We start from the raw sequence: 24,107 nt of genomic DNA on the forward strand, positions 1-24,107 counted from the left end.
GCCCTCGGCTCACCCGCTACAACGGCAAGCCGGTGGACCCGCAGCAATACCTGCCGGCACGCTGATCGTCGATTCGCCATCTGGGCGGATCCCCGGCCCGGCGCAGCGCGCCGGGCGTTCGCCAACGGTGCGGCCCATGGGCCGCAAACGCCGTCAGCTCACCCGCTACAACGGCAAGCCGGTGGACCCGCAGCAATACCTGCCGGCGCGTTGAGGTCGTGGGGTCGGGTGGCGCCGGGCAATGCTCGGCGTTCCCGACCTGTAGCGTCGAGCCATGCTCGACTCGCTGTACGCTGGCCGCCGTGGGTGGCCATTTGCGACCATGAGTGGCGCATCTCAAGCTTCCCGGCGAGCCAGGGAAGCGGCATGCTTCAACGGCCCCCCAATCCGGTGCCGCATGTCTCGCCCAACAGCCCTTTTCGTGCTGCTCATCGTCGCGCCATTGGCGGCCGCCGCTAGCAGCGATCCACGTGACGTGGTCACCCGTCTCTACGACGCCATCCAGGCACCGACGTCGAACGAGACGGCCATTTCCCCGCTGCTGGGTGAGGCCCTCCGCTCAGCCATCGCTGGGCAGCGTGCATATGAACAGGCCTGCACCGCACTGGCGGCGCCCGATGAAAAGCCGCACATGCTGGACCAGAGCCCGTATCTGCTGGCGCCGGATCGACCGGAAACGATATCCGTGGGAATGCCCGGATCGAGCGGTGACGCCACCTGGATCCATGTCGACATGGCCGTGGGCGACTATCGCTGGACCGACCGGGTCCTGCTGCAGCGGCAGGACCGGGACTGGAAGGTCATGGATATACGCTGGGGGCAGGGCGGCAACCTGATTGGCCGGCTCAAGGCGTTCTCGGCATTCCGCTGCACACCTTCGGGCAGCTAGCCGGGAGCCACCCGGCGATTCGACCTCAGCCTTCCAGAATGAAGGCGGCGGCGACCTTGCGGCCTTCGCCGGCCAGGATGTTGAAGGTGCGCGCGGCGGCTGGATTGTTCATCACTTCCAGGCCGATGCCGCGTGACAGGCAGGCGGCCATCACCACCGCCGGCGGGAACACCTGACGGTCACCTGTGCCGAGCACGATCAGCGCAGGGTTCAGCGCCAGGATCGGCTCCAGGTCAGCCAGCTGCAGCGCAGTGGCGCTCACCACCGGCCATTGCGTGACCAGCTGGTCCGGGGTCAGGAAGAAACTGCTGCCCAGTGCCTGGTCATTCACCTTGGCCGAGCGGCCATCGGCGGCACGGAGGCTATAGGCGTAATCCGGCGGTTCGTGGTTCAGCTGCATGGCAGTAGGGCGATCAGCCGCGCGGCAGCACGATCTGGCGCTGTTCCTTGCTCGGGCGGTACAGCACGGCGACGTGGCCGATGCGCTGCACCAGCGCGCTTTCGGTGGCTTCGACGATCTCGACGATCATCACGTCACGGGCGTCGCGGCCTTCGGCAGCGACCTTCACCTTGACCAGCTCGTGGCGCTCCAGCACTTCGTTCAGCTCAGCGATGAAGGCCGGGGTCACACCCTTGCCGCCGGTCTGCAGCAGGGCCTTCAGCTCGTGGGCTTGGCCGCGCAGGAAACGGGTCTGGGAGGCGGTCAGGGCGATGGACATGCAGGAAAACACGGTTGAATGGGGCGATCAGGGTATCATGAGGACCCCATCAGCCCCTATTTTCAATGGCTACCCGCAGCAAAAGCAGCCAGCGCTGGCTCAAGGAACACTTCTCCGACCCCTTCGTGAAGAAGGCCCAGGCCGAAGGCATGCGCTCGCGCGCCGCCTACAAGCTCGAAGAGCTGCTGGAACGTGACCGGTTGCTGAAGCCGCACATGGTGGTGGTCGACCTCGGTGCCGCCCCGGGTGGCTGGTCTCAGCAGGTGCGGAGACAGATCGGCGACACCGGTCGCGTGCTGGCGCTGGACATCCTGGACATGCCGCCGCTGGCCGGCGTGGAGTTCCTTCATGGTGACTTCAGGGAAGAAGCCGTCCTATCGCAGTTTGAAGCCATGCTCGGGGATCAGCCGGTAGACCTTGTGCTGTCGGACATGGCCCCCAATAAGAGTGGTGTAGGCGCGGTCGACCAGCCGCGGATGATGCACCTGGCGGAGCTGGCCCTGGATTTTGCCGACAACCACCTGAAGACCGGTGGGGCGTTCCTGATCAAGCTGTTCCAGGGTGAGGGCTTTGACGACTACGTGCGCGACATGCGCCGCCGGTACGACAAGGTCTCCATCCGCAAGCCGGAAGCGTCGCGCAAGCGCTCTCCCGAGGTGTATGCCTTGGGTCAGGGAAAACGCGCCCACATGAAGTAAGCTCGCAACGTACGCAAGTTCGACCCCAACGCAACGCCAGCACTGAGAGGAACACCGGAGCCAATGAGGATGAACGACTTGACCAAGAACCTCCTGCTATGGGTGGTCGTCGCCGTCGTGCTGATGGTGGTCTTCCAGAGCTTCTCGCCGAAGTCCTCCGGGGCCGGCGCGCAGGGCGCGTCTTACTCGCAGTTCCTGGACCAGGTGGACAGCGGCAACGTGCAGAAGGTCGCCTTTGGCGGCGACATGCGTGGCGGCACCAGCCAGCTGACCTACACCACCCGCGGTGGGCAGTCGTCCACCATCACCGCGCCGTTCGATCGTGACCTGATCAACGTGCTGCGTACCAAGAACGTGGAGATCGTGCAGGAGGAGCCGTCCAGCGGCATTTCCCTCGGCGCGATCCTGATGAATTTCCTGCCGGTCATCCTGATCATCGGCTTCTGGTTGTTCATCATGCGCCAGATGCAGGGCGGTGGCGGCGGTGCCAAGGGCGCGATGTCCTTCGGCAAGTCGCGCGCCAAGCTGCAGGGCGAAGACCAGATCAAGGTCACCTTCGCCGACGTCGCCGGCTGCGACGAGGCCAAGGAAGAAGTGGGCGAACTGGTCGACTTCCTGCGCGACCCGTCCAAGTTCACCAAGCTGGGCGGCAAGATTCCGCGCGGCGTGCTGATGGTGGGCCCGCCGGGTACCGGCAAGACGCTTCTGGCCAAGGCCATCGCCGGCGAAGCCAAGGTGCCGTTCTTCTCGATCTCCGGTTCGGACTTCGTGGAAATGTTCGTCGGCGTCGGCGCCAGCCGCGTGCGTGACATGTTCGAGCAGGCCAAGAAGCACGCGCCGTGCATCATCTTCATCGACGAAATCGACGCCGTCGGCCGCCACCGTGGCGCCGGCCTGGGCGGCGGTCACGACGAGCGCGAGCAGACCCTGAACCAGCTGCTGGTCGAGATGGACGGTTTCGAGGGTGGCGAAGGCGTGATCGTGATCGCCGCGACCAACCGTCCGGACGTGCTGGACCCGGCGCTGCTGCGCCCGGGCCGTTTCGACCGCCAGGTCGTGGTCGGCCTGCCGGACGTGAAGGGCCGCGAGCACATCCTCAAGGTCCACATGCGCAAGCTGCCGCTGGCTGACGACGTCGAGCCGATGGTGATCGCGCGTGGTACCCCGGGCTTCTCCGGTGCGGACCTGGCCAACCTCTGCAACGAGGCGGCCCTGTTCGCCGCGCGCGGCAACGAGAAGGAAGTCCGCATGGACCACTTCGACCGTGCCCGCGACAAGATCCTGATGGGTGCCGAGCGCCGCTCGATGGCCATGAGCGAGGACGAGAAGACCCTGACCGCGTACCACGAGGCCGGCCACGCCATCGTCGGCCGCCTGGTGCCCGAGCACGACCCGGTCTACAAGGTCACCATCATTCCGCGCGGCCGTGCGCTGGGTGTGACCATGTACCTGCCGGAAGGCGACAAGTATTCGATGAACCGCGTGGCGATCCAGTCGCAGCTGTGCTCGCTGTACGGCGGCCGCGTCGCCGAAGAGCTGATCTTCGGCGAGGACAAGGTCACCACCGGCGCCTCCAACGACATCGAGCGTGCCACCAAAATGGCCCGCAACATGGTCACCAAGTGGGGCCTGTCCGAGCAGCTCGGCCCGATCGCGTATGGCGAAGAGGACGACGAGGTGTTCCTGGGCCGTTCGGTCACCCAGCACAAGAGCGTGTCCAACGACACGGCGCGCCGGATCGACGAGGAAGTGCGCAACATCCTCGACAAGGCCTACGCCCGCACGACCCAGCTGCTGACCGAGAACATCGACAAGCTGCACGCGATGTCGCAGCTGCTGCTGCAGTACGAGACCATCGACGCGCCGCAGATCGACGCGATCATGGAAGGCCGCGATCCGCCGCCGCCGGCGGGCTGGAGCAAGTCGAACAAGGATGGCGGCAACGACAAGGGCGGCGACGCCCGTCCGCTGCCGCCGATCGCAGGCCCGGCCGAATCGCACTGACGGCCCGCTGCAGGTGACACCAGACGAGGCCGGGGCAACCCGGCTTCGTCGTTTCCGGGCCACTGGCCCATCCCGAAGATCCGATCTGACGCTGGAGCCCGCATGTCCGCCCCGAAGCCCGAACCGATTTCCCACACTGCCGAAATGGTGATCGCCACCGTGGTCGGCGTGGGTGTGGGCCTGGGGGCCGACAACCTGCTGCTGGGCTGCGTGGTGGGTATCGGGGTCGGCATCGTGCTGAGCATTGCCAAGACCCTGTACGTGGACCGCAAGCGCCGCCGCCGTTGAGGGGGTGTCGGCAGGGCTTCGCCCTGCACCCGTGGTAGTGCCGGCCGCTGGCCGGCAACCTCAACAGCAACAGCGACAGCGGCATTCCGTGGTTTGGCGGGGCGGTGTGGGTTGGCAGGACACGCCGTAAACCCGTCCCTGGGGGCTCGATGGCGCCATCCATGGCGCCAACGGTCCTGCCAGCCCACACCGCCCCACCTCTGACAGATTCCTGCTGCTGTTGGTAGGTGTCGACCTTGGTCGACACGGTAGATCCACGCCATGCGTGGATGCATTTCGATTCCAATTCGAAATATTCGATTCCGATGGAGATTCATCCACGCATGGCGTGGATCTACTGCAGATCGCGGAGATCTGTCGAAGGCGGGGTGGATCCGGTTGCGGGGGCGTGAGCCGCATGGATGCGGCGACCGAGCCTACATGGACGTATTTACGGCGTCCCCCGCAACTGGACCCACCCCGCCATCCCACAGGAAACCCGCTGTTGCTGTTGCTCTGGCCTCTGCGGGTGCAGGGCGCCGCCCTGCCGAACTAAACTACCCGCCGTTGTCCCTGCAGGATTGCCCATGTTCGATACCTCGCCCCAGCTCGATTGCGCCGGCCGCATCCTGCGCCTCGACCGTGCCCGGGTCATGGGCATCGTCAACGTCACCCCGGACTCCTTCTCCGATGGCGGCGCGCACGACACCACCGAGGCCGCGGTCGCACATGGCCTCAAGCTGGTCGAGGAGGGCGCGGACCTGCTGGACATCGGCGGCGAATCGACCCGGCCGGGCGCTGCGCCGGTATCGGTGGAGGAGGAACTGCGCCGGGTGATTCCGGTGATCGAGCAGCTGGCCGCACGCACCCGGGTGCCGATCAGCATCGACACCTTCAAGCCGGAAGTGATGCGCGCGGCGGTGGCGGCTGGCGCCGGCATGATCAATGACATCTACGGCCTGCGTCAGGAAGGGGCGCTGGACGCCGCCGCTGCAACCGGCGTGCCGGTGGTGCTGATGCACATGCAGGGCGAGCCAGGCCACATGCAGGCCGATCCACATTACGACGACGTGGTCGCCGAGGTGCACGGCTTCCTGGTCCAGCGCCTGTTCGCTGCCGAGATGGCGGGCATTTCGAAGAAGAACCTGCTGATCGATCTCGGTTTCGGTTTCGGCAAGACCACTGCCCACAACATGACCCTGCTGGCACGCTCCGAGCGGTTCCTGGAGCTGGGCGTGCCGATGCTGGCTGGCCTGTCGCGCAAGCGCAGCCTGGGCGAACTGACCGGTCGCGACACGCCGTCCGAGCGCGTGGCCGCCTCGGTGGCCGCGCACCTGATCGCGGTGCAGCGCGGCGCACGCATCGTGCGCGTGCATGACGTGACCGCCACCGTTGATGCACTGAAGATCTGGCAGGCAGTCGAGGCCGTGCCAACGCCGCGCGCCGACGCCACGCCGACGATCCGCTGGCCGGACGAAGACTGATGGGCATCGACCGGCGGCCACTGGCGATCGCCGTGATGGGGCCGACCGCCAGTGGCAAGACCGCCACCGCGATCGCCCTGGCGAAGCAGCTGGATGGCGAGATCGTCAGCGTCGATTCGGCGCTGGTCTACCGGCATCTGGATATCGGCTCGGCCAAGCCGGATGCGGCCGAGCGGGCGCAGGCGCCGCACCATCTGCTGGACCTGCGCGATCCGTGGCAGACCTATTCGGCGGCCGAGTTCGCCGCCGATGCCGGCCGCGTCGTGGCCGACATCGTGGCACGCGGCAAAACGCCGATCCTGGCAGGTGGCACGGGGCTGTACTTCCGGGCCCTGCTGCAGGGCCTGTCGCCGATGCCGGAGGCCGACCCGGTGATGCGCGAAGCACTCAGCACCGAGGCGGCCGAGCGGGGCTGGGCGGCACTGCACGCAGAACTGGCCAAGGTCGATCCAGCCGCAGCCGCACGTATCCATGCCACCGACCCGCAACGCATCCAGCGGGCGCTGGAGGTCTATCGCCTCACCGGCACGCCGATCAGTGAATGGCAGCGCCGGCCGGGCGTCGCGCCATTGCCGGTGCGCACCCTCAAGCTGATCCTCGCCCCGCGTGACCGCGCGGTACTGCACCAGCGCATCGAGGCGCGCTTCGACGCCATGCTGGCGCAGGGCTTCCTGGACGAGGTGCGGGCACTGCGTGCAATGCCGGAAATGGCCGCCGTGACGGCGCCGCTGGACCTGCCGGCGGTGCGCGCGGTTGGCTATCGCCAGGCCTGGGAATACCTGGACGGGGAGGGTGATGCCGCCCGTTTCCGTGACAAGGCGATCTTCGCCACCCGGCAGCTGGCCAAGCGCCAGCTGACCTGGCTGCGCGGCGAGCTTGATGCGCGCTGGTTCGACCCCCATGTCGATGGGGAGCGCCTGGCCGGCGCGGTGTCGACCTTCGTCGCACGCTGAACCCCCGCCAGCCGTGTAACATCATCGGTCGGCGGGCGGCTCGGGGGCCGTGGCAACCGTCGGCAACCCAATAAGAACAATAATCAGGAGTGTGCAATGTCCAAGGGGCAATCGCTGCAGGATCCTTTCTTGAACGCACTGCGGCGCGAGCGCGTGCCGGTTTCGGTGTACCTGGTCAACGGCATCAAGCTGCAGGGCACGATCGAGTCGTTCGACCAGTTCGTGGTCCTGCTGCGCAACACGGTCAGTCAGATGGTCTACAAGCACGCCATTTCCACGGTCGTTCCGGCACGCAACGTGAAGGTCGGTCCGGGCGGTGGTTACGTGCAGTCGGGTGAAGGTGGTCAGGCAGGTGATGAAGCAGACGAGTAAGACCGGAGCGGTGAATGTTTGACCGCTCGAAAAAGGGCGAACACGCCTTGTTGATCCAGCCCCATTTCGGCAAGCTGGAAGACGATGTGCTGGAAGAATTCGGTGATCTGGCCCGCTCGGCTGGGGCCAGCATCGCCGCGACGATCACTGCACGCCTGGACCGTCCGAATCCGTCGACCCTGATCGGCAGCGGCAAGCTGGACGAGATCAAGGCCGCAGCCGATGCCAGCGGTGCCGACCTGATCCTGGTCAACCATGCGTTGAGCCCGGGCCAGGAGCGCAACCTGGAACGATTCCTGGAGCGCCGGGTGATCGACCGTACCGGCCTGATCCTGGACATCTTCGCCCAGCGTGCGCACAGCCACGAGGGCAAGCTGCAGGTCGAGCTGGCGCAGCTGCGGCATCTGGCCACGCGGCTGGTGCGCGGCTGGACCCACCTGGAGCGCCAGCGCGGTGGTTCGATCGGCCTGCGCGGCCCGGGTGAAACCCAGCTGGAAACCGACCGCCGTCTGCTGCAGAAGCGGGTCGAACAGCTGCAGAAACGCCTGGAAAAGGTGGAAGTGCAGCGCACCCAGATGCGCCGTGCGCGCGTGCGCAGCGAACTGCCGCGCGTGGCCCTGGTGGGCTACACCAACGCAGGCAAGTCGACCCTGTTCAACGCCATGACCGGCGCCGAGGCTTATGCCGCCGACCAGCTGTTCGCGACGCTGGACCCAACCGTGCGCCGCATTGCGGTGCCGGGGGGCAACGTGGTGCTGGCCGACACCGTCGGTTTCGTCCGCGACCTGCCACATGACCTGGTCGCCGCGTTCCGTTCGACCCTGTCCGAAGCGCGCGAGGCCGATTTCCTGCTGCACGTGGTCGACGCCGCCGATCCGCATCGCGAGGAGCGCATCGCCCAAGTCGACGAGGTGCTGACCGCGGTCGGTGCCGGCGACCTGCCGCAGCTGCTGGTGTTCAACAAGATCGACCGCATCGACGGTGCCGACGTCCGCCACGACGGCCAGGATGGCATCCCGGACGAATCGCGCCGCGAGCGGGTGTGGATTTCCGCACGCGACGGGCAGGGCCTGGAGCTGCTGCAGGCGGTGCTGGGCAAGCGCCTGGGCCTACAGCACGTCACCGGCGAACTGCGCCTGCCACCCGATGCCGGCCGCCTGCGCGCGCGCCTGCACCAGCTGGAAGTGATCCGCAGCGAGCAGGCCGATGAAGACGGCTGGCTGCTGCAGGTCGACCTGCCGATCGCCGAAGCCGAAAAGCTGGCCGCCAGTGCCGACGGCGCGCCGATCCGGGCGCTGCTGCCGGAGAAGCTGCCGGAGTGGTGAGGTAGCGGCCAATCCCCGGTAGTGCCGGTCGCTGGCCGGCAGCGACCGTGCTGGAGGGGCGCGACATCCGCCTGTCATCTGCGGTACAACGTGCAGGTTCTTCACCCCACCGTCATGCCGATGTCCATTCCCACCGACGCCGACCTCAACGCCCAGTCCGCCGCGCTCGGGCAGCGCCTGCAGCAGGCTTCGCTGCAGCTGGTGACCGCTGAAAGCTGCAGTGGTGGCTGGATCGCCAAATGCATGACCGACATCGCCGGTTCCTCGGCGTTCTTCGACTGCGGCATGGTGGTCTACAGCTACGAGGCCAAGCAGCGCCTGCTGGGGGTGCGCGCGCAGACGCTGGAGCAGTTCGGCGCGGTCAGCCGCGAAACCGTGCTGGAAATGGTGTCCGGTGCGCTGGTCAATTCGGGTGCCGGCATCGCCGTCGCGGTGACGGGCATCGCCGGTCCCGGCGGCGGCAGCCCGGACAAGCCGGTCGGCAGTGTCTGGATCGGCTGGAAGCGCCGTGGCGGCTATGCCCGCGCCGAGCTGTTCCAGTTCGATGGCGACCGCGAAGCCATCCGCCGGCAAACCGTGGCAGCGGCATTGCGCGGTATCGACGCCCAGCTGTGACATGCTGCTCCGGTAATCGTCCGGAGCACGCATGATGTGGGAAACGCTGGGCACGGTCCGTGACCTGGGCCGACTGCAGGAAATCGCCGTCGTCCTGATCCGCTATGGCTTCGGCGACGTGGTGCGGCGCATCGGCCTGGCCAGTACGCTGGAGCGGGCAGGGCGCCTTCTGCACTGGAACGAGGAGCGGCAGGAACTGTTGCGGATGACCGCACCAGTGCGCGTGCGCAGCGCGATGCAGGATCTCGGTCCCACTTTCGTCAAGCTCGGGCAGGTGCTGGCGACGCGCGTTGACCTGCTGCCGCCGGAATGGATCGCTGAGCTGTCCGAACTGCAGAACGCGGTACCTGCGCTGCCGTATGCGGACATCCGTGAGCAGCTTGAGGCCGACCTTGGCGCACCGCCTGCAGAGGTGTTCGCGTTCCTCGATGAAACCCCGATGGCTGCCGCCTCGCTGGCGCAGGCCCATCGCGCGCGCCTGCATGATGGTCGCGAGGTGGTGCTGAAGGTGCGGCGCCCCGGCATCCGCGATGTGGTCGAGGCCGACCTGCGTCTGCTGGCCCGCCTGGCCGAGATCGTCGAGGCGCGCCTGCCGGACCTGCGTCGTTACCGCCCGGCCGAGGTCGTGCAGCAGTTCACCGTGTCGCTGCGCCGCGAACTGGATTTCGCGGCGGAATGCCGCAATGCCGAGCGCATCGCGCGCAACTTCAGCGGCCGTGACGACATACTGATTCCGAAGGTGCACTGGCAGTGGACCTGCGAGAGCCTGAACGTGCAGGACTTCGTCGAGGGCATTCCTGGCCGAGACCTGGCCGGCGTCGATGCGGCGGGCCTGGACCGGCGCGAGCTGGCACGGCGTGGCGCCGGCATCGTGCTGAAAATGGTGCTGGAGGACGGCAGCTTCCACGCCGATCCGCACCCGGGCAACATCATCTATGTACGTGATGGCCGCATCGGCGTGATTGATTTCGGCATGGTCGGCGCCTTGTCGGAAGTCCGGCGTTTCCAGGTGGCGCAGCTGCTGCACGGGCTGGTCGAGCAGGATCCGCAGGGCGTGGCCGACGTGCTGCTGGACTGGGCCGGCGGTGTTGAGGTGGACGAGAACAGGCTGCAGCACGACATCAGCCAGTTCGTAGATCAATACCGTGGCGTGCCGCTGAAGGACCTGCGCATCGGCCTGATGCTGGGCGACATCACCCAGCTGCTGCGCAGCTACAGCCTGACCCTGCCGGCTGACCTGGCGCTGATGATCAAGGCGTTCCTGACCCTGGAAGGCATGGGCCGGCAGCTGGACCCGGATTTCGACATGGCCAGTGCCGCGCGCCCGTTCCTGGAGCGGGTGGTGCTGCAGCGCTATGCGCCCAAGGCGCTGCTCAAGCGCGGCCGCCGCAGCCTGCTGGGCCTGGTCGACTTCGCCGGTGAGCTTCCCCGCGACCTGCGCAAGCTGGTGCAGGCGGCGCGCCGGGGACGCCTGCAGTTGAAGGTGGAAACCACGGCGCTGCAGGGCTTCGGCGAACAGGTGAACCGCGCAGCGAACCGGTTGGTGATGGGCATCGTCACTGCTGCGCTGATCATCGGTTCCTCGATCGTGATGCACAGCGTCGGCGGCGTCTCCAGCCGCTGGCTGCTGGCGCTGGGCGTCTGCGGCTTCATCGGCGCCGGCTTCTGCGGCGTGTGGATCCTGTTCTCGATATGGAGAAGCGGTAAACACACCTGAGTGTGTTTACCGCAGCGGTTCCCAGCGGGAACCGCGGAATCGCTGCGCGATTCCTGTAGAGCCGACCGCTGGTCGGCTGCCTTTGCTCCTGGTGCCGGGCCATACCCGGCGACGCTTGCCGAGCATGCCTCGGCCCAACAGGCCCGCGCCACTCCATGTCGTTTGCGGCACTTGCAGTCCCGGATATTAGTAGTAATACTACTAACCATGGACCTGACCGACACCCAGCAGGCGATCCTGCAGTTGATCGCCGAGCGTATCGAGAGCGAAGGCGCGCCGCCCTCGCAGACTGAAATCGCACGTGCGTTCGGCTTCAAGGGCGTGCGCGCGGCCCAGTACCACCTGGAAGCCCTGGAGCAGGCCGGTGCGATCCGTCGCATCCCCGGCCAGGCCCGCGGCATCCGCCTGGTGCAGGCGCCGCCGGTCGAGAAGCTGGCCGAGCCGGGCCTGCCCGACAGTGTGCTGCGCCTGCCGGTGCTGGGCCGGGTTGCGGCCGGCCTGCCGATCGGCGCCGACATCGGCTCGGACGATTTCGTGGTGCTGGACCGGGTGTTCTTCTCGCCAGCGCCGGACTACCTGCTGAAGGTGCAGGGCGATTCGATGATCGACGAGGGCATCTTCGACGGTGACCTGATCGGCGTGCACCGCACCCGCGACGCCCATTCCGGGCAGATCGTGGTGGCCCGCATCGATGACGAGATCACGGTCAAGCTGCTGAAGATCGCCAAGGATCGCATCCGCCTGCTGCCGCGCAATCCCGATTACAAGCCGATCGAGGTACTGCCGGATCAGGACTTCGCGATCGAGGGGCTCTATTGCGGCCTGCTGCGGCCCAACCGTTGACCCGTTCCATAGCGCATTACCCCGCGGTCTTTTGTGGCGATTCTCTGGTTCCACTGAGGTTGGTACGGATGTCCGATAATTCTTTTCAGAGCGCCGGGCAGAATCTCAGCCTGTGCGATACGTCCGACTTAAAGTGAACCCATGGCAAAGAAGACCCCCAAAGACAGCACCTCCAACGACACGACCTCTGCAAGGACCAATCCGATGGACGAGAACAAGAAGCGCGCCCTCGCTGCAGCTCTGGGCCAGATCGAAAAGCAGTTCGGCAAGGGCTCGGTGATGCGCATGGGCGACCGCGTGGTCGAACCCGTCGAAGCCATCCCGACCGGTTCGCTGATGCTCGACATCGCGCTGGGCATTGGTGGTCTGCCGAAGGGCCGTGTCGTCGAGATCTACGGGCCGGAATCCTCGGGCAAGACCACCTTGACCCTGCAGGCCATCGCCGAATGCCAGAAGATGGGCGGCACCGCGGCCTTCATCGACGCCGAGCACGCGCTGGACCCGATCTACGCCGCCAAGCTGGGCGTGAACGTGGACGACCTGCTGCTGTCGCAGCCGGACACCGGTGAGCAGGCGCTGGAAATCGCCGACATGCTGGTCCGTTCGGGTTCGGTCGACATCCTGGTGATCGACTCGGTTGCCGCGCTGACCCCGAAGGCCGAAATCGAAGGCGAGATGGGCGACCAGCTGCCAGGCCTTCAGGCCCGCCTGATGAGCCAGGCGCTGCGCAAGCTGACCGGCAACATCAAGCGCTCCAACACCCTGGTGATCTTCATCAACCAGCTGCGCATGAAGATCGGCGTGATGATGCCGGGCCAGAGCCCGGAAACCACCACGGGTGGCAACGCGCTGAAGTTCTACGCCTCGGTCCGCCTGGACATCCGCCGTATCGGCGCGATCAAGAAGGGTGACGAGATCATCGGTAACCAGACCAAGATCAAGGTCGTCAAGAACAAGCTGGCACCTCCGTTCAAGCAGGTCATCACCGAGATCCTGTATGGCGAAGGCATCAGCCGTGAAGGCGAGCTGATCGACATGGGTGTGGATGCCAAGCTGGTCGAGAAGGCTGGCGCCTGGTACAGCTACGGTGAAGAACGCATTGGCCAGGGCAAGGACAACGCCCGCGGCTACCTGCGCGACAACCCGACTGTCGCCGCCAAGCTCGAGGCCGAGCTGCGCGAGAAATTCCAGCCGGCCGAAGCGGCCCGCGAGGAAGGCGACGACGAAGGCGAAGACGAATAAGGCTTGCTGTGGGGCAGGGTGGCGCCGTCAGTGACGTTGCCCTGTCCCGCAGGTTCGAATCGCCCAGGGATGGGCTGGGCGCCACGGATGGCGCCACCCTTGGAGTACCCATGTCCGACGCCGAAGACATTCCGACCGGCCGCAAGCGCCGGCCGCGTGAGCAGACCCCCGTGCAACGGGCACTGGGCCTGCTGGTCCGCCGCGAGCACTCGCGCAAGGAACTCACCCGCAAGCTGACCGCCCGTGGCATCGAAGACGAAGCCGCGCAGGCCGCTGTCGCCAAGTTGACCGAGGCCGGCTGGCAGGACGACACCCGTTTTGCCGAGAACCTGGTGAGGATGCGCGCCAACACCGGTTATGGGCCGATCCATGTCCGCGCCGAGCTGGGGACCCACGGCCTGGACAGTGCCGCGATTGCCGCAGCGATGGACAGCTACGAAGGCGACTGGCAGGAAAACGCCCGTGATCTGGTCCGCCGACGCTTTGGCGAGGCCGGCCCGCAGGACCTGACACAGCGGCGCAAGGCTGCCGATCTGCTGGCCCGGCGGGGCTTCGACGGCGACAGCATCCGCCGCGCGACCCGCTACGACCCGGATGACTGAGACTGGCGGCGCCGGGCCTGATACCCTTTAGGTTTTCGGCGGTCCCTCGCGACCCTGGCCAACGCGGCCGGTGGTCCGGGTCCGCCGGCCCGCAGACTGCCAGCCCCCAATGAACGCATCCGCCAAATTCACGACTTCCCAGATCCGCAGCGACTTCCTTGAATTCTTCAAGGGCAAAGGCCACACCATCGTGCCGTCGGCGCCGCTGGTGCCGGGCAATGATCCGACCCTGCTGTTCACCAACTCCGGCATGGTGCAGTTCAAGGACGTGTTCCTTGGCGCGGAAAAGCGCAGCTACGTGCGCGCGGCCGACGTCCAGCGCTGCCTGCGCGCGGGCGGCAAGCACAACGACCTCGACCAGGTCGGCTACACCGCGCGCCACCACACTTTCTTCGAAATGCTGGGCAACTGGTCGTTCGGCGACTACTTCAAGAAGGACGCGATCGCCTGGGCCTGGGAACTGCTGACCCAGGTCTGGAAGCTGCCGGCCGATCGCCTGCTGGTCACCGTCTACCAGACCGATGACGAAGCCTACGCGCTGTGGCGCGACATGGTCGGCGTGCCGGAAGAGCGCATCGTGCGCATCGGCGACAACAAGGGCGCACCGTTCGCCTCGGACAACTTCTGGCAGATGGCCGACACCGGCCCGTGCGGCCCGTGCACCGAGATCTTCTACGACCACGGTGACCATATTGCCGGTGGCCCCCCGGGTTCCCCGGATGAAGATGGCGACCGCTTCATCGAAATCTGGAACCTGGTGTTCATGCAGTTCGACCGCCAGCCCGACGGCACCCTGGTACCACTGCCGGCGCCGTGCGTGGATACCGGCATGGGCCTGGAGCGCCTGGCGGCGATCCTGCAGCACGTGCACACCAACTATGAGATCGACCTGTTCCAGGCGCTGATCCGCAAGGCCTCCGAGCTGACCGGCACCGCCGACCTGGAAAACAAGTCGCTGCGCGTGATCGCCGACCACATCCGTGCCTGTTCGTTCCTGATCGTCGATGGCGTGCTGCCGTCCAACGAAGGCCGCGGTTACGTGCTGCGCCGTATCATCCGCCGCGCACTGCGCCACGGCTGGATGCTGGGCGTGCGCCAGCCGTTCTTCAGCAAGCTGGTGCCGACCCTGGTCGAGCAGATGGGCGAAGCCTATCCGGAACTGCCGGCGGCGGTGGACACCGTCACCCGTGCGCTGCAGGCCGAAGAAGAGCGTTTCGCCGAAACCCTCGATGCCGGCATGAAGATCTTCGAGGACGTCGCGGGCAAGGCCAGCAATGGCGTGATCCCGGGCGTTGACGCCTTCCGCCTGTACGACACCTATGGTTTCCCGCTCGACCTGACCCAGGACATCGCCCGCGAGCGCGACCTGACCGTCGACATTGCCGGCTTCGATGCCGCGATGGAGCAGCAGCGCGAGACCGCGCGCGCGGCCGGCAAGTTCGGTGGTGGCGTGACCCTGCCCGCCGAGCTGGTGGCGACCCTGAGCCCGACCCTGTTCCTGGGCTACGATCGCCTGCAGGCTGACGGCCTGACCGTGCTGGCCCTGCTCAAGGACGGCCGTCCGGTGCAGTCGGCCGATGCCGGTGACGCAGTCATCGTCATCACCAACCAGACCCCGTTCTACGCCGAGTCCGGCGGCCAGGTCGGTGACACCGGCGTACTGACCGGCAACGGCGTGCGCCTGGCGGTGGACGACACCCAGAAGTTCGCCGGCCAGTTCCATGGCCATGTCGGCACCCTGTCCGAAGGCGGCCTGAAGGTCGGCGACGTGCTCTCCGGCCAGGTCGATGGCGAGCGCCGTGGCGCCACCATCCTCAACCACTCGGCCACCCACCTGCTGCACGCCGCCCTGCGCGAAGTGCTGGGCAGCCACGTGCAGCAGAAGGGCTCACTGGTCGCTCCGGACCGCCTGCGTTTCGACTTCTCGCACTTCCAGCCGATCAGCGCGGAAGAGCTTGCCGTGATCGAGCGCAAGGTCAACCAGCAGGTGCGCGCCAACAACGCCGCTGAAGTACACAACATGGGCATGCAGGAGGCGCTGGATTTCGGCGCGATGGCCCTGTTCGGCGAGAAGTACGGCGAGCACGTGCGCGTGCTGAAGATGGGTGACTACTCCACCGAACTGTGCGGTGGTACCCACGTCAACCGTACCGGCGACATCGGCCTGTTCAAGATCACCTCCGAGGGCGGCGTCTCCGCGGGCGTGCGCCGCATCGAGGCTGTTACCGGCCAGGGTGCGCTGGATTACGTGGACGCCGAAGAGGCCCGCCTGGCCGAGGCCGCTGAACTGCTCGGTGGCAGCGCTGCCGACGTGGTCGAGAAGATCCGTGCCCTCGGCCAGCGCCAGAAGCAGCTGGAGCGCGAACTGGAGGCCGTGAAGGCCAAGGTCGCCGCCGGTGCCACGGCCGATCTGTCCGGCCAGGCCGTCGAGGTTGCTGGCGTGAAGGTACTGGCTGCCCGCCTGGAGGGCTTCGACGCCAAGGCCCTGCGTGACGCCATGGACCGCCTCAAGCAGCAGCTGGGCGACGCGGTGATCGTGCTGGCCGGCGCCCAGGACGGCAAGGCCGCCTTGGTCGCGGGTGTGAACGGCAGTGCAATGGGCAAGGTCAAGGCCGGGGAACTGTTGTCCCATATCGCCAGTCAGATCGGGGGCAAGGGCGGCGGACGCCCGGACCTCGCCCAGGGTGGTGGCGAGGACGGGCCCGCCCTTGCCACTGCGCTGGCTGCAGTCGTCGAATGGGTCAGCCCCCGCCTGTGATGAACCTGGCCGTCCCCCTCCTTGTAGGAGCGGGACGGCTGACGGTACCATTGCGAATCTTTTCCCTTTGTCGTGGTAGCGCTTCTTGACGGAGCGTCAAGCCGGTGGGGGATACCCTTCCACACGGTTCCATGGAGACTTACAAAAATGTTGATCCTGACTCGCCGCGTCGGCGAAACCCTGATGATCGGAGACTCGGTGAGCGTCACCGTGCTTGGCGTCAAGGGTAACCAGGTGCGTATCGGCATCACCGCGCCGAAGGACGTTGCTGTGCATCGCGAAGAGATCTATCAGCGCATCCAGCGCGGTGACGAAGCCGGTGGCACCGGTAGTGAAAATTCTGCCGAATAACGCTTTACCTTCGCACTCGATTAACGTTATGATTCACGCCCCGCTGAGGTGCAACGCACCAGACGCGGAGAAAACCCCGGAGTGATGCCCGAGTGGCCGAAGGGGCTCCCCTGCTAAGGGAGTATAGGGTCAAAAGCTCTATCGAGGGTTCGAATCCCTCTCACTCCGCCAGATACAAAGAAGCGCCTGCAGATCCTCGATCTGCAGGCGTTTTTCTTTATCCGACACTCGCAGCGTGGAGCTGACTATCCTGGCTGATCGGTGCGGGAGGCAGGCGTTGGCATGGGCGTGGGTGTCATCGCCGGTGCCGGAGCGGGTGTACCCGGCAGCTGTGGCGGTTCAATGTGACGAGGTGGAATTTCCCGCCACAGCAACGCGAGCGTGCAGTCGTTGGCACGTTCCCTGCACATTCTTTCGGCCTTCCGCTGCGCGGCGTCCGCCGTCTTCTCGCCCAGTGCAAAGCCCAACGCAATCGTGCCGGTCGCTATGGCCGAATAGCCTTCGCTGGTGGTGCTGGCGGACTGACCGCAATTGCGCGATCGCGCTGCGCAGTAGTGCAGCGACTGCTGCATCGCAGTGGTGAGGGAAGACTGGTTCATCGAATAGCCGTAGCGGCCATCCTTGTCGTAGGTGATCGCAGACGCAGCACTTGCGGCTGATGAAACGGACAACAACAGCGCCAGTGAAACCGCATGCTTCCAGTTCATCACGCTCTCCTCTTTTGCCGATGGTGAATCAACCGGCGCGTGTGGCGCAACCACGCAGGGGGGGGGAGAACGCCTGCAGGCCATTTGCCCGCAGGCGCGTATCGACGCGTTCGATCCTCAGAGCTTCACCGTCACGCCCACCTGGAAACCGCGCCCGGGCAGCGGCGCGATGTACTTCAGCGGCGAGTTGTGCGGCCGTGCTTCTTGATTGAGCAGGTTGCTGCCGTTGGCGAACACCTCCATGCCGGCGATGTAGCTGTTGCGTACCGGCAGCTCACGGCTGACCTGCAGGTCGACCAGGTTGAATGCATCCAGCGGCACTTCCTCGCTCACGTTGCGGCCGAGGTACTTCTGCGTGTCGTAGTAGGTGCTGGACAGCCGCGCCTTCCAGCCCTCGCGCTGCCACTGCAGGGTGGCACCGTAGCGGTTGGTCGGCATGTTCGGCAGGTACTCGCCGTCATTGTGGGCATGCAACGAATCGGGGCGGTCGGCCTTGTTCTTCACCAGGTCGGCGAAGGCGGACACGTTCAACGTGCCGTAGCGACCCAGGTCCAATGCCTGCGAGGCATCGATCTCGAAGCCCTTCACCGTGGTGTCGGCCTGCTTCCAGTACTTCAGCGGCAGGCGGTTGGCGGTCTGCATGCCCGAGTAACCCAGGTACAGATAGTTCTCGTACTTCATCCGGTACGCGGTGGCCGACAGTTCGAAACCACCAAGGTGGAACAGGCCGGTCAGTTCCAGGTTCTTCGCGCGTTCCGGCTCGAGGTTCTGGTTGCCTTCTTCCTGGGTCATCACCGAATAGTGAGCATTGCTCGCATACAACTCGTTGATCTCCGGTGCGCGCTGCGAAGACGAGTAGCGCACCTTGGCGGCGAACAACGGACCGAGCTCGACATACGATCCCAGGCTGTAGCTGTTGAGCCGGTAGTCGCGGTCCTGCAGTTTCGCGTTGGCGGCATTGCGCGCGGTCTTGAAGCGGCTTGGTTGCAGGTCATGGTCAACGCGCTCGTGGCGCACGCCAGCGTCGAAACTGGCCCAGCCGAAGTCCAGCGTCTCCTTCAGGAACACCGCGTTGCTGCGGGTGTCGACGTCAGGCAGGTAGCGCAGCGAGCCACTGCCGGTGACATCACGCGACTGGTGGCTGAAACCCAGCATGCCGCTGAGCGGACCGACGCGCTGATGGCTGAGCAGCAGCTCGGCCTGGGTGCTCTCGAAATCGTAGTCGTTGGCGCGGGTGGCACCCAGCCGCTCGCCCGAGGTGTTGTCCAGCTTGGAAACGCGCAGTTCGGCGCGCTCGAACCACGGCAGCGGATCGCGCAGCAGGGCTTCCAGTGCATAGCGTTCCTGCTTGATCACCACCCCCACCGGCAGCCCGTTGGCATAGTTGGAACCGAACGACAGGTTCTGCATCGAGAACCCCGGCACGCCGTACTCGCTGTCCTTGGCATCGATGCTGATACCCACGTAACCACGGTCGAAGAACAGGGTCGACCCGAGCGCCACCTGCGAATTTCTCGCGTAGCTGTTGCCCAACCGGTGATGGTAATCGGGCGTCACGTCGTTGTTGATCTGCTTCTGCACGTACGACGGCGTGCCAGCGACATAGGCAGGATTGACCGGATTGATGTAGGTGCGGCGCTGCCAGACCGAAGTCGGATTGTTGGTGTAGAAGGAGAAATCGCCGTCGGCCCAGTCCGGGTTTTCGGTCATGAACTGGTCGATGTAGGGCTGCGACGCCTTGTTGTAGATCTGCTGCACGCGCGCTTCCTTCTGGCAGCTGTCGGCCAGCGCAGAGTTCACGCCACCGGTCGGCGGGAACAGGCGCGTGTTGCAGACACTGGCCTTGCTGTTGCCGGGGATGTCGTAGTGCGAGATGCGCTGACGCGAGACCTGCAGGTTGGTCGAGAAGTTGCGCTGGTTGTTGAAGTTCATGCGGAAGCCCTGCGCGTCGGCGGCGTTGAAGCCCTTGCGCAGGACCAGTTCCATCGACTGGTCCTTGTCTTCCATGCTGCGCGAGATCAGGCCCGAATCGATCTCCACGCTGCCGCCGATCGCATTGCCGCCGTAGCGCACGGTGTCGGAAGACTTGTTGACGGTGACACTGCGTACGAACAGCGGATCGAACGGGATGTTGATGTCGCCGCTGATCGCGTTCATCCCGAGGATGGACTGGCCGTCCTGCAGGATCTGCACGCGGTTGCCGCTGAGGCTGCGGATGACCGGGGCACCCGCGTTCGGCCCGAAAGCACTGTTCTGCACGCCGGAGACGTGTTCGAGCAGGCCGCCCAGGGTGCGGTTCTGCGCCTGTGGGTTGTCGACGGTGACCCGGCTGTCGATACGGGAGGGCTGGCTGGCCTGGACCTGGAGGGTGGGGAGGGTGGGTTCGTCCGCGGCCTGGGCGCTGTGGACGGCGAACAGAAGGGCGGTAGCAAGGAGATGGCGACGCATGGCGCGGTCCGTGAAATTGACGTGAAATGTTATAACGTAACTATTCAGGTCAACAAGAGCGGAAACCGCCTCGATTCAATGGGGCAGGGTGCTTTTGCCTCTCGGGATGGGACGGAGTCTCCCTCGTTCAGCGCACCGCCTTGCGCGTGCTGCTGGCGACCGGCACGATCTGGGCACTGCCCCGCAACGCCCCACGCAGAGCTTCCTCATTCGAACGGAGCCCCGTATGAAGCTGTTGTCCGCTGTGTTGTTGTCTGCGCTTTCGCTCTCCGCCGTTCCGGCGCTGGCGGTGGAAGCTTCGCCCTCACCGCTGCTGGGGCGCTGGTCGCTGGATATCGCCACGTCTGCGTTACCCGAAGCACAGCGCCCGAAGCAGGTGGTGCTGGAGTTCAAGGACGCCGGTGCGGGGCGGTGGAGTTCACACGTTGACATCGTCCTGCACGACGGCAAGACGATGAAATCCGACGGCACGTTGGCGCTGGACGGTACGCCCGGGCCCTTGTCCGGCACCTACGGCGCGGACAAGGCCAACCTGAAACTGCCGGCGCCGAATACCCTGGTGATGCAGCTGGTGGACCATGGCACGCCGGCCTCCACCCGCATCTATACCGTGGCGGCGGACCGTACGACGATGACCGAGACCAAGGCGTTCTACGGCCACGACGGCACGCCGATCCTGCAGACCAACCTGTTCAAGCGGATACCGTAGCGGCGCCGCCTGCGCCATGCCCACGGGGAGGGAATCCGCGGGCATGGCACCGGCAGCCTTACACCGAGGCCGGGTCGCGCTTGCCGGTGTCGATGCCGTACTTGTCGATGGCCTCCTGCATCCGCGAGCGCTCGATGCGGCCTTCGTCGGCCAGCGACTTCAGGGCGGCCAGCACGATGAAGTGGCGATCCACTTCGAAGAACGTGCGCAGCGACTCACGCGTGTCGGAACGGCCGAAGCCATCGGTACCGAGTGCGATGAAGCGGCGGTCGTTGATGAAGGGACGGATCTGGTCGCCGACGATCTTCATGTAGTCGGTGGCCACCACCACCGGGCCATCATGGCCCTGCAGGCACTCCTGCACGTAGGGTACGCGCGGTTCCTCAGCCGGGTGCAGCAGGTTCCAGCGTTCGGCGGCCAGGCCATCGCGGCGCAGTTCGGTCAGGCTGGTCGCGCTCCACACATCGCTGGCGATGCCGAAGTCCTGCTGCAGCAGTTCTGCCGCAGCTTCCACCTCGCGCAGGATCGAGCCTGCGCCCATCAGCTGCACGCGTGGATGCGAGGCGGCATCGGCGGCTGCCGGACGCAGCAGGTAGAGGCCCTTCAGGATGCCGGCCTCGGCGCCTTCGGGCAGTGCCGGCTGCGGGTAGTTCTCGTTGAGTACGGTGATGTAGTAGTAGATGTCTTCCTGGTCGACATACATGCGGCGCAGGCCGTCATGGATGATCACCGCCAGCTCGTAGTTGTAGGTCGGGTCGTAGGACACGCAGCTGGGAATCACCGACGACAGCACGTGGCTGTGGCCGTCATCGTGCTGCAGGCCTTCGCCCATCAGCGTGGTGCGGCCCGACGTGGCACCGAGCAGGAAACCGCGGGTACGCGCATCGGCAGCGGCCCAGGCCAGGTCTCCGACGCGCTGCAGGCCGAACATCGAATAGAAGATGTAGAACGGGATCGTGGCCAGGCCGTGGTTGCTGTAGGCGGTACCGGCGGCGATCCACGAACAGATCGCACCGGATTCATTGATGCCTTCCTGCAGGATCTGGCCGTCCTTGGCTTCCTTGTAATAGCTCAGCTGGCCGGCGTCCTGCGGGGTGTACAGCTGGCCCAGGTAGGAGTGGATGCCGATCTGGCGGAACAGGCCTTCCATGCCGAAGGTGCGCGATTCATCGGGCACGATCGGAATGACCAGCTTGCCCAGCTCCGGGTCCTTCAGCAGGCTGGTGAGGATGCGCACGAAGCCCATGGTGGTGGACTGACCGCGATCGCCGCTGCCCTGCAGCTGGGTGTTGAAGATCGACAGCGGCGGCAGCGGCAGCGGATCGACCTTGGCCAGGCGCGCCGGCAGCTGCCCGCCCTGGATGCGGCGGCGCTCGGCGAAGTAGGCCGCTTCGGCGCTGCCCGGTTCCGGGCGCAGATAGGGCATCTCCTCCAGCTGGTCGTCGCTGACCGGCAGGTTGAAGCGGTCGCGAAAAGCGCGCACCGCGTCGGCGCTCATCTTCTTCAGCTGGTGGTTGATGTTCTGGCCTTCGCCGGCTTCGCCCATACCGAAACCCTTGACCGTCTTGGCCAGGATCACCGTCGGCCGGCCGCTGGTGTTCACCGCCTGCTGGTAGGCGGCGTACACCTTCTGCGGATCGTGGCCACCACGTGCCAGCGCCCAGATGTCGTCGTCGCTCATGTGCGCGACCAGCTCCAGCAGCTCCGGGTAGCGGCCGAAGAAATGCTCGCGCACGTAGGCGCCGCTCTGCGACTTGAAGGTCTGGTAGTCGCCGTCCACGCATTCCATCATGCGCTGGCGCAGCAGGCCGCTGTGGTCGCGGGCCAGCAGGTCGTCCCAGCCACTGCCCCAGATCAGCTTGATCACGTTCCATCCGGCCGCGCGGAAGGTGCCTTCCAGTTCCTGGATGACCTTGGCGTTGCCGCGTACCGGACCGTCCAGGCGCTGCAGGTTGCAGTTGACCACGAACACGATGTTGTCCAGCCGCTCGCGGCCGGCCAGGGAAATTGCCGCCAGCGATTCGGGCTGGTCCATCTCGCCGTCGCCGAGGAAGGCCCAGACCTTGCGGCCCTGGTGTTCTTTCAGGCCGCGGTATTCCAGGTAACGCATGTAGCGCGCCTGGTAGGCGGCGGTCAGCGGGCCCAGCCCCATCGACACGGTGGGGAACTGCCAGAACTCCGGCATCAATCGCGGGTGCGGATACGAGGACAGGCCTTCGCGACCGGCTTCGCGGCGGAAGTTGTCCATGCGCGCTGGATCGATGCGGCCTTCCACGTACGCGCGGCCGTAGATCCCCGGCGCGGAGTGGCCCTGGATGTAGATCATGTCGCCGTCGAAGGTGTCAGTACGGCCACGGAAGAAATGATCGAAGCCCACGTCGTACAGCACAGCCGCCGACTGGTAGGTGGCGATGTGGCCGCCGACGTTGGAGTGCTTGCCGGCACGCAGCACCATCACCATCGCGTTCCAGCGGATCATCGCGTTCAGGCGGCGCTCGATGGCCAGGTCACCCGGGTAGGCCGGCTGGCGCTCGGGCGGGATGGTGTTGACGTAGGCGGTCCAGGCACGGGTATGCAGGTCGCCGTGCTGCCGGGCGTCCAGATCGCTGAGCTGGTCGATCAGGTAGTGCGCGCGCGGCCGGCCGCCGGCCTGCATCACCGCCTCCAGCGATTCACGCCACTCCTGGGTTTCCAGTGGATCGGTATCGAAGGGAATGAGGGCTTGGTTCATGGCTGTCTCCAGAGGGCGCCGGTCGGACGTCTGCCTGGGCGACAACACCGGCAGGGCGCACGGCACTGGAGCGGGGTCGCAACGGCGGGCGCCGTGACGCGAAGGGCGACCGTGGCGGCCACCGAGAAGACAAGCGTAGGCCTGCCCCCCACGCTTCGGTAGGCGGGCGGGGCTTGGGTCTCTGGCAAGCAAGGGTTGGTGCCGCGCGCCGTATCATGGGCCGATGCGCTGGGCGCGGCCGCTGATCAGGCCGGGGACAGCCCCGGCAGGAACACCGGGATGATCGCCACGCCGATGCCCAGCAGGCACCAGGCGACGATGGGCAACCAGCGCGCCAGGCGTTGGGCGGGTTCCGGCGCACGACGGCCGCCGATCCACAACAGCAGCGTGAGCACACCCAGCGCATAGGCGAGGACGACGATCACCGGATGCACATGGATGACCCGGCTGGGTGGCCACATCTGCTGCTGGTAGGCGGTGGTGTGGGCGACCAGCAGCAGGAACAGCAGGCTGCTGAGGGTGTTGATGGCGGTGCGTGCGTTGATGGGAGCACTCCTTGTGCGGGCTGCCGGGACATTGCAGGGGCCGCATTCTAGCGGCTGCCTGCCGGTCGTTGAAACGCCACTGTCATCGATGGCGGTCACCCTGCGGGGCTTTCCAGCCTCGGGGTGGT

The 24,107-nt window shown here is 66.0% G+C and carries 23 protein-coding genes and 1 tRNA gene; 18 read left to right on the top strand and 6 right to left on the bottom strand.

What is annotated here, in order from left to right; translation table 11 throughout:
• Together AC5P9N_RS20550 and AC5P9N_RS20555 are read left to right on the top strand one after the other, a co-directional pair.
• Positions 1-214: hypothetical protein (locus AC5P9N_RS20550; RefSeq protein ID WP_495223880.1), on the top strand; the 214-nt coding region annotated here is incomplete at its 5' end.
• Positions 215-397: 183 nt separating this feature from the next.
• Positions 398-889, top strand: coding sequence for a hypothetical protein (locus tag AC5P9N_RS20555; protein ID WP_044569804.1), 492 nt, complete (start codon positions 398-400; stop codon positions 887-889).
• A 25-nt stretch (positions 890-914) separates the two neighbouring features.
• Here AC5P9N_RS20555 and AC5P9N_RS20560 read toward each other — a convergent pair whose 3' ends face one another.
• Together AC5P9N_RS20560 and yhbY are read right to left on the bottom strand one after the other, a co-directional pair.
• Positions 915-1,289 carry an Mth938-like domain-containing protein gene (locus tag AC5P9N_RS20560; protein ID WP_005412930.1) on the bottom strand — a complete coding sequence of 125 codons (375 nt, stop codon included), beginning with the start codon at positions 1,287-1,289 and terminating at the stop codon, positions 915-917.
• A gap of 13 nt (positions 1,290-1,302) precedes the next feature.
• Positions 1,303-1,608 carry a ribosome assembly RNA-binding protein YhbY gene (yhbY, locus tag AC5P9N_RS20565; protein ID WP_099485102.1) on the bottom strand — a complete coding sequence of 102 codons (306 nt, stop codon included), beginning with the start codon at positions 1,606-1,608 and terminating at the stop codon, positions 1,303-1,305.
• A gap of 65 nt (positions 1,609-1,673) precedes the next feature.
• Here yhbY and rlmE point away from each other — a divergent pair, with 65 nt between their 5' ends.
• From rlmE to AC5P9N_RS20640, 15 genes are all read left to right on the top strand, one after another.
• On the top strand, positions 1,674-2,306 hold the full coding sequence (rlmE, locus tag AC5P9N_RS20570) for a 23S rRNA (uridine(2552)-2'-O)-methyltransferase RlmE (protein WP_005409014.1): 633 nt from the start codon (positions 1,674-1,676) through the stop codon (positions 2,304-2,306).
• Between the two features lie 69 nt (positions 2,307-2,375).
• Entirely contained in the window at positions 2,376-4,310 is a 1,935-nt protein-coding gene (gene ftsH, locus AC5P9N_RS20575; protein WP_005409015.1) for an ATP-dependent zinc metalloprotease FtsH, read from the top strand.
• Positions 4,311-4,412: 102 nt separating this feature from the next.
• Positions 4,413-4,598 (top strand): hypothetical protein, encoded by a 186-nt coding sequence (locus AC5P9N_RS20580; RefSeq protein ID WP_005409016.1) that lies wholly within the window; start codon positions 4,413-4,415, stop codon positions 4,596-4,598.
• Positions 4,599-5,164: 566 nt separating this feature from the next.
• The gene (gene folP, locus AC5P9N_RS20585) at positions 5,165-6,061 is read left to right on the top strand and encodes a dihydropteroate synthase (protein WP_087803289.1); all 897 of its coding nucleotides are present in this window, start codon (positions 5,165-5,167) and stop codon (positions 6,059-6,061) included.
• On the top strand, positions 6,061-7,014 hold the full coding sequence (gene miaA, locus AC5P9N_RS20590) for a tRNA (adenosine(37)-N6)-dimethylallyltransferase MiaA (protein ID WP_012479733.1): 954 nt from the start codon (positions 6,061-6,063) through the stop codon (positions 7,012-7,014). Before folP ends, miaA begins: the two co-directional genes overlap by 1 nt.
• A 96-nt stretch (positions 7,015-7,110) precedes the next feature.
• On the top strand, positions 7,111-7,386 hold the full coding sequence (gene hfq, locus AC5P9N_RS20595; RefSeq protein ID WP_004152891.1) for an RNA chaperone Hfq: 276 nt from the start codon (positions 7,111-7,113) through the stop codon (positions 7,384-7,386).
• Between the two features lie 14 nt (positions 7,387-7,400).
• Positions 7,401-8,711, top strand: coding sequence for a ribosome rescue GTPase HflX (gene hflX / locus AC5P9N_RS20600; RefSeq protein WP_005412934.1), 1,311 nt, complete (start codon positions 7,401-7,403; stop codon positions 8,709-8,711).
• A 120-nt stretch (positions 8,712-8,831) separates the two neighbouring features.
• The gene (locus AC5P9N_RS20605; protein WP_005409020.1) at positions 8,832-9,326 is read left to right on the top strand and encodes a CinA family protein; all 495 of its coding nucleotides are present in this window, start codon (positions 8,832-8,834) and stop codon (positions 9,324-9,326) included.
• A 34-nt stretch (positions 9,327-9,360) separates the two neighbouring features.
• Positions 9,361-11,043: a 2-polyprenylphenol 6-hydroxylase gene (gene ubiB, locus AC5P9N_RS20610; RefSeq protein WP_049459647.1), complete on the top strand. Its 1,683-nt coding sequence runs from the start codon at positions 9,361-9,363 to the stop codon at positions 11,041-11,043.
• A 207-nt stretch (positions 11,044-11,250) separates the two neighbouring features.
• The gene (lexA, locus tag AC5P9N_RS20615; RefSeq protein WP_005412936.1) at positions 11,251-11,886 is read left to right on the top strand and encodes a transcriptional repressor LexA; all 636 of its coding nucleotides are present in this window, start codon (positions 11,251-11,253) and stop codon (positions 11,884-11,886) included.
• A gap of 204 nt (positions 11,887-12,090) precedes the next feature.
• Positions 12,091-13,128 (top strand): recombinase RecA, encoded by a 1,038-nt coding sequence (gene recA, locus AC5P9N_RS20620; protein ID WP_005412937.1) that lies wholly within the window; start codon positions 12,091-12,093, stop codon positions 13,126-13,128.
• Positions 13,129-13,238: 110 nt separating this feature from the next.
• Complete coding sequence (recX, locus tag AC5P9N_RS20625; RefSeq protein WP_005409024.1) at positions 13,239-13,730, top strand: recombination regulator RecX; 492 nt, start codon at positions 13,239-13,241, stop codon at positions 13,728-13,730.
• Positions 13,731-13,839: 109 nt separating this feature from the next.
• On the top strand, positions 13,840-16,488 hold the full coding sequence (gene alaS, locus AC5P9N_RS20630; RefSeq protein ID WP_099485103.1) for an alanine--tRNA ligase: 2,649 nt from the start codon (positions 13,840-13,842) through the stop codon (positions 16,486-16,488).
• 147 nt (positions 16,489-16,635) lie between these two features.
• Complete coding sequence (gene csrA / locus AC5P9N_RS20635; protein WP_004152909.1) at positions 16,636-16,839, top strand: carbon storage regulator CsrA; 204 nt, start codon at positions 16,636-16,638, stop codon at positions 16,837-16,839.
• 78 nt (positions 16,840-16,917) lie between these two features.
• A tRNA-Ser gene (locus AC5P9N_RS20640) sits at positions 16,918-17,010 on the top strand.
• Between the two features lie 74 nt (positions 17,011-17,084).
• Here the strand turns inward: AC5P9N_RS20640 and AC5P9N_RS20645 are convergent.
• A complete protein-coding gene (locus AC5P9N_RS20645) occupies positions 17,085-17,546 on the bottom strand; it encodes a DUF4189 domain-containing protein (protein ID WP_005409026.1) in 462 nt (153 codons plus the stop codon).
• Positions 17,547-17,663: 117 nt separating this feature from the next.
• A complete protein-coding gene (locus AC5P9N_RS20650; protein ID WP_099594709.1) occupies positions 17,664-19,994 on the bottom strand; it encodes a TonB-dependent receptor domain-containing protein in 2,331 nt (776 codons plus the stop codon).
• Between the two features lie 226 nt (positions 19,995-20,220).
• Between AC5P9N_RS20650 and AC5P9N_RS20655 the strand changes: the two genes are divergently transcribed.
• Complete coding sequence (locus AC5P9N_RS20655; protein ID WP_033834139.1) at positions 20,221-20,703, top strand: hypothetical protein; 483 nt, start codon at positions 20,221-20,223, stop codon at positions 20,701-20,703.
• A 58-nt stretch (positions 20,704-20,761) separates the two neighbouring features.
• Here AC5P9N_RS20655 and aceE read toward each other — a convergent pair whose 3' ends face one another.
• Together aceE and AC5P9N_RS20665 are read right to left on the bottom strand one after the other, a co-directional pair.
• A complete protein-coding gene (aceE, locus tag AC5P9N_RS20660; protein WP_087803285.1) occupies positions 20,762-23,434 on the bottom strand; it encodes a pyruvate dehydrogenase (acetyl-transferring), homodimeric type in 2,673 nt (890 codons plus the stop codon).
• 245 nt (positions 23,435-23,679) lie between these two features.
• Complete coding sequence (locus tag AC5P9N_RS20665; RefSeq protein WP_087803283.1) at positions 23,680-24,078, bottom strand: hypothetical protein; 399 nt, start codon at positions 24,076-24,078, stop codon at positions 23,680-23,682.
• Positions 24,079-24,107: the final 29 nt, after the last annotated feature.

The sequence above is a fragment of the Stenotrophomonas sp. YJH_SMC_6 genome (genome assembly GCF_059371335.1).

Coding starts and splice junctions, on each gene's coding strand:
- AC5P9N_RS20555 (WP_044569804.1), top strand. CDS start 398: ATGTCTCGCCCAACAGCCCTTTTCGTGCTGCTCATCGTCGCGCCATTG.
- AC5P9N_RS20560 (WP_005412930.1), bottom strand. CDS start 1,289: ATGCAGCTGAACCACGAACCGCCGGATTACGCCTATAGCCTCCGTGCC.
- yhbY (WP_099485102.1), bottom strand. CDS start 1,608: ATGTCCATCGCCCTGACCGCCTCCCAGACCCGTTTCCTGCGCGGCCAA.
- rlmE (WP_005409014.1), top strand. CDS start 1,674: ATGGCTACCCGCAGCAAAAGCAGCCAGCGCTGGCTCAAGGAACACTTC.
- ftsH (WP_005409015.1), top strand. CDS start 2,376: ATGAACGACTTGACCAAGAACCTCCTGCTATGGGTGGTCGTCGCCGTC.
- AC5P9N_RS20580 (WP_005409016.1), top strand. CDS start 4,413: ATGTCCGCCCCGAAGCCCGAACCGATTTCCCACACTGCCGAAATGGTG.
- folP (WP_087803289.1), top strand. CDS start 5,165: ATGTTCGATACCTCGCCCCAGCTCGATTGCGCCGGCCGCATCCTGCGC.
- miaA (WP_012479733.1), top strand. CDS start 6,061: ATGGGCATCGACCGGCGGCCACTGGCGATCGCCGTGATGGGGCCGACC.
- hfq (WP_004152891.1), top strand. CDS start 7,111: ATGTCCAAGGGGCAATCGCTGCAGGATCCTTTCTTGAACGCACTGCGG.
- hflX (WP_005412934.1), top strand. CDS start 7,401: ATGTTTGACCGCTCGAAAAAGGGCGAACACGCCTTGTTGATCCAGCCC.
- AC5P9N_RS20605 (WP_005409020.1), top strand. CDS start 8,832: ATGTCCATTCCCACCGACGCCGACCTCAACGCCCAGTCCGCCGCGCTC.
- ubiB (WP_049459647.1), top strand. CDS start 9,361: ATGTGGGAAACGCTGGGCACGGTCCGTGACCTGGGCCGACTGCAGGAA.
- lexA (WP_005412936.1), top strand. CDS start 11,251: ATGGACCTGACCGACACCCAGCAGGCGATCCTGCAGTTGATCGCCGAG.
- recA (WP_005412937.1), top strand. CDS start 12,091: ATGGACGAGAACAAGAAGCGCGCCCTCGCTGCAGCTCTGGGCCAGATC.
- recX (WP_005409024.1), top strand. CDS start 13,239: ATGTCCGACGCCGAAGACATTCCGACCGGCCGCAAGCGCCGGCCGCGT.
- alaS (WP_099485103.1), top strand. CDS start 13,840: ATGAACGCATCCGCCAAATTCACGACTTCCCAGATCCGCAGCGACTTC.
- csrA (WP_004152909.1), top strand. CDS start 16,636: ATGTTGATCCTGACTCGCCGCGTCGGCGAAACCCTGATGATCGGAGAC.
- AC5P9N_RS20645 (WP_005409026.1), bottom strand. CDS start 17,546: ATGAACTGGAAGCATGCGGTTTCACTGGCGCTGTTGTTGTCCGTTTCA.
- AC5P9N_RS20650 (WP_099594709.1), bottom strand. CDS start 19,994: ATGCGTCGCCATCTCCTTGCTACCGCCCTTCTGTTCGCCGTCCACAGC.
- AC5P9N_RS20655 (WP_033834139.1), top strand. CDS start 20,221: ATGAAGCTGTTGTCCGCTGTGTTGTTGTCTGCGCTTTCGCTCTCCGCC.
- aceE (WP_087803285.1), bottom strand. CDS start 23,434: ATGAACCAAGCCCTCATTCCCTTCGATACCGATCCACTGGAAACCCAG.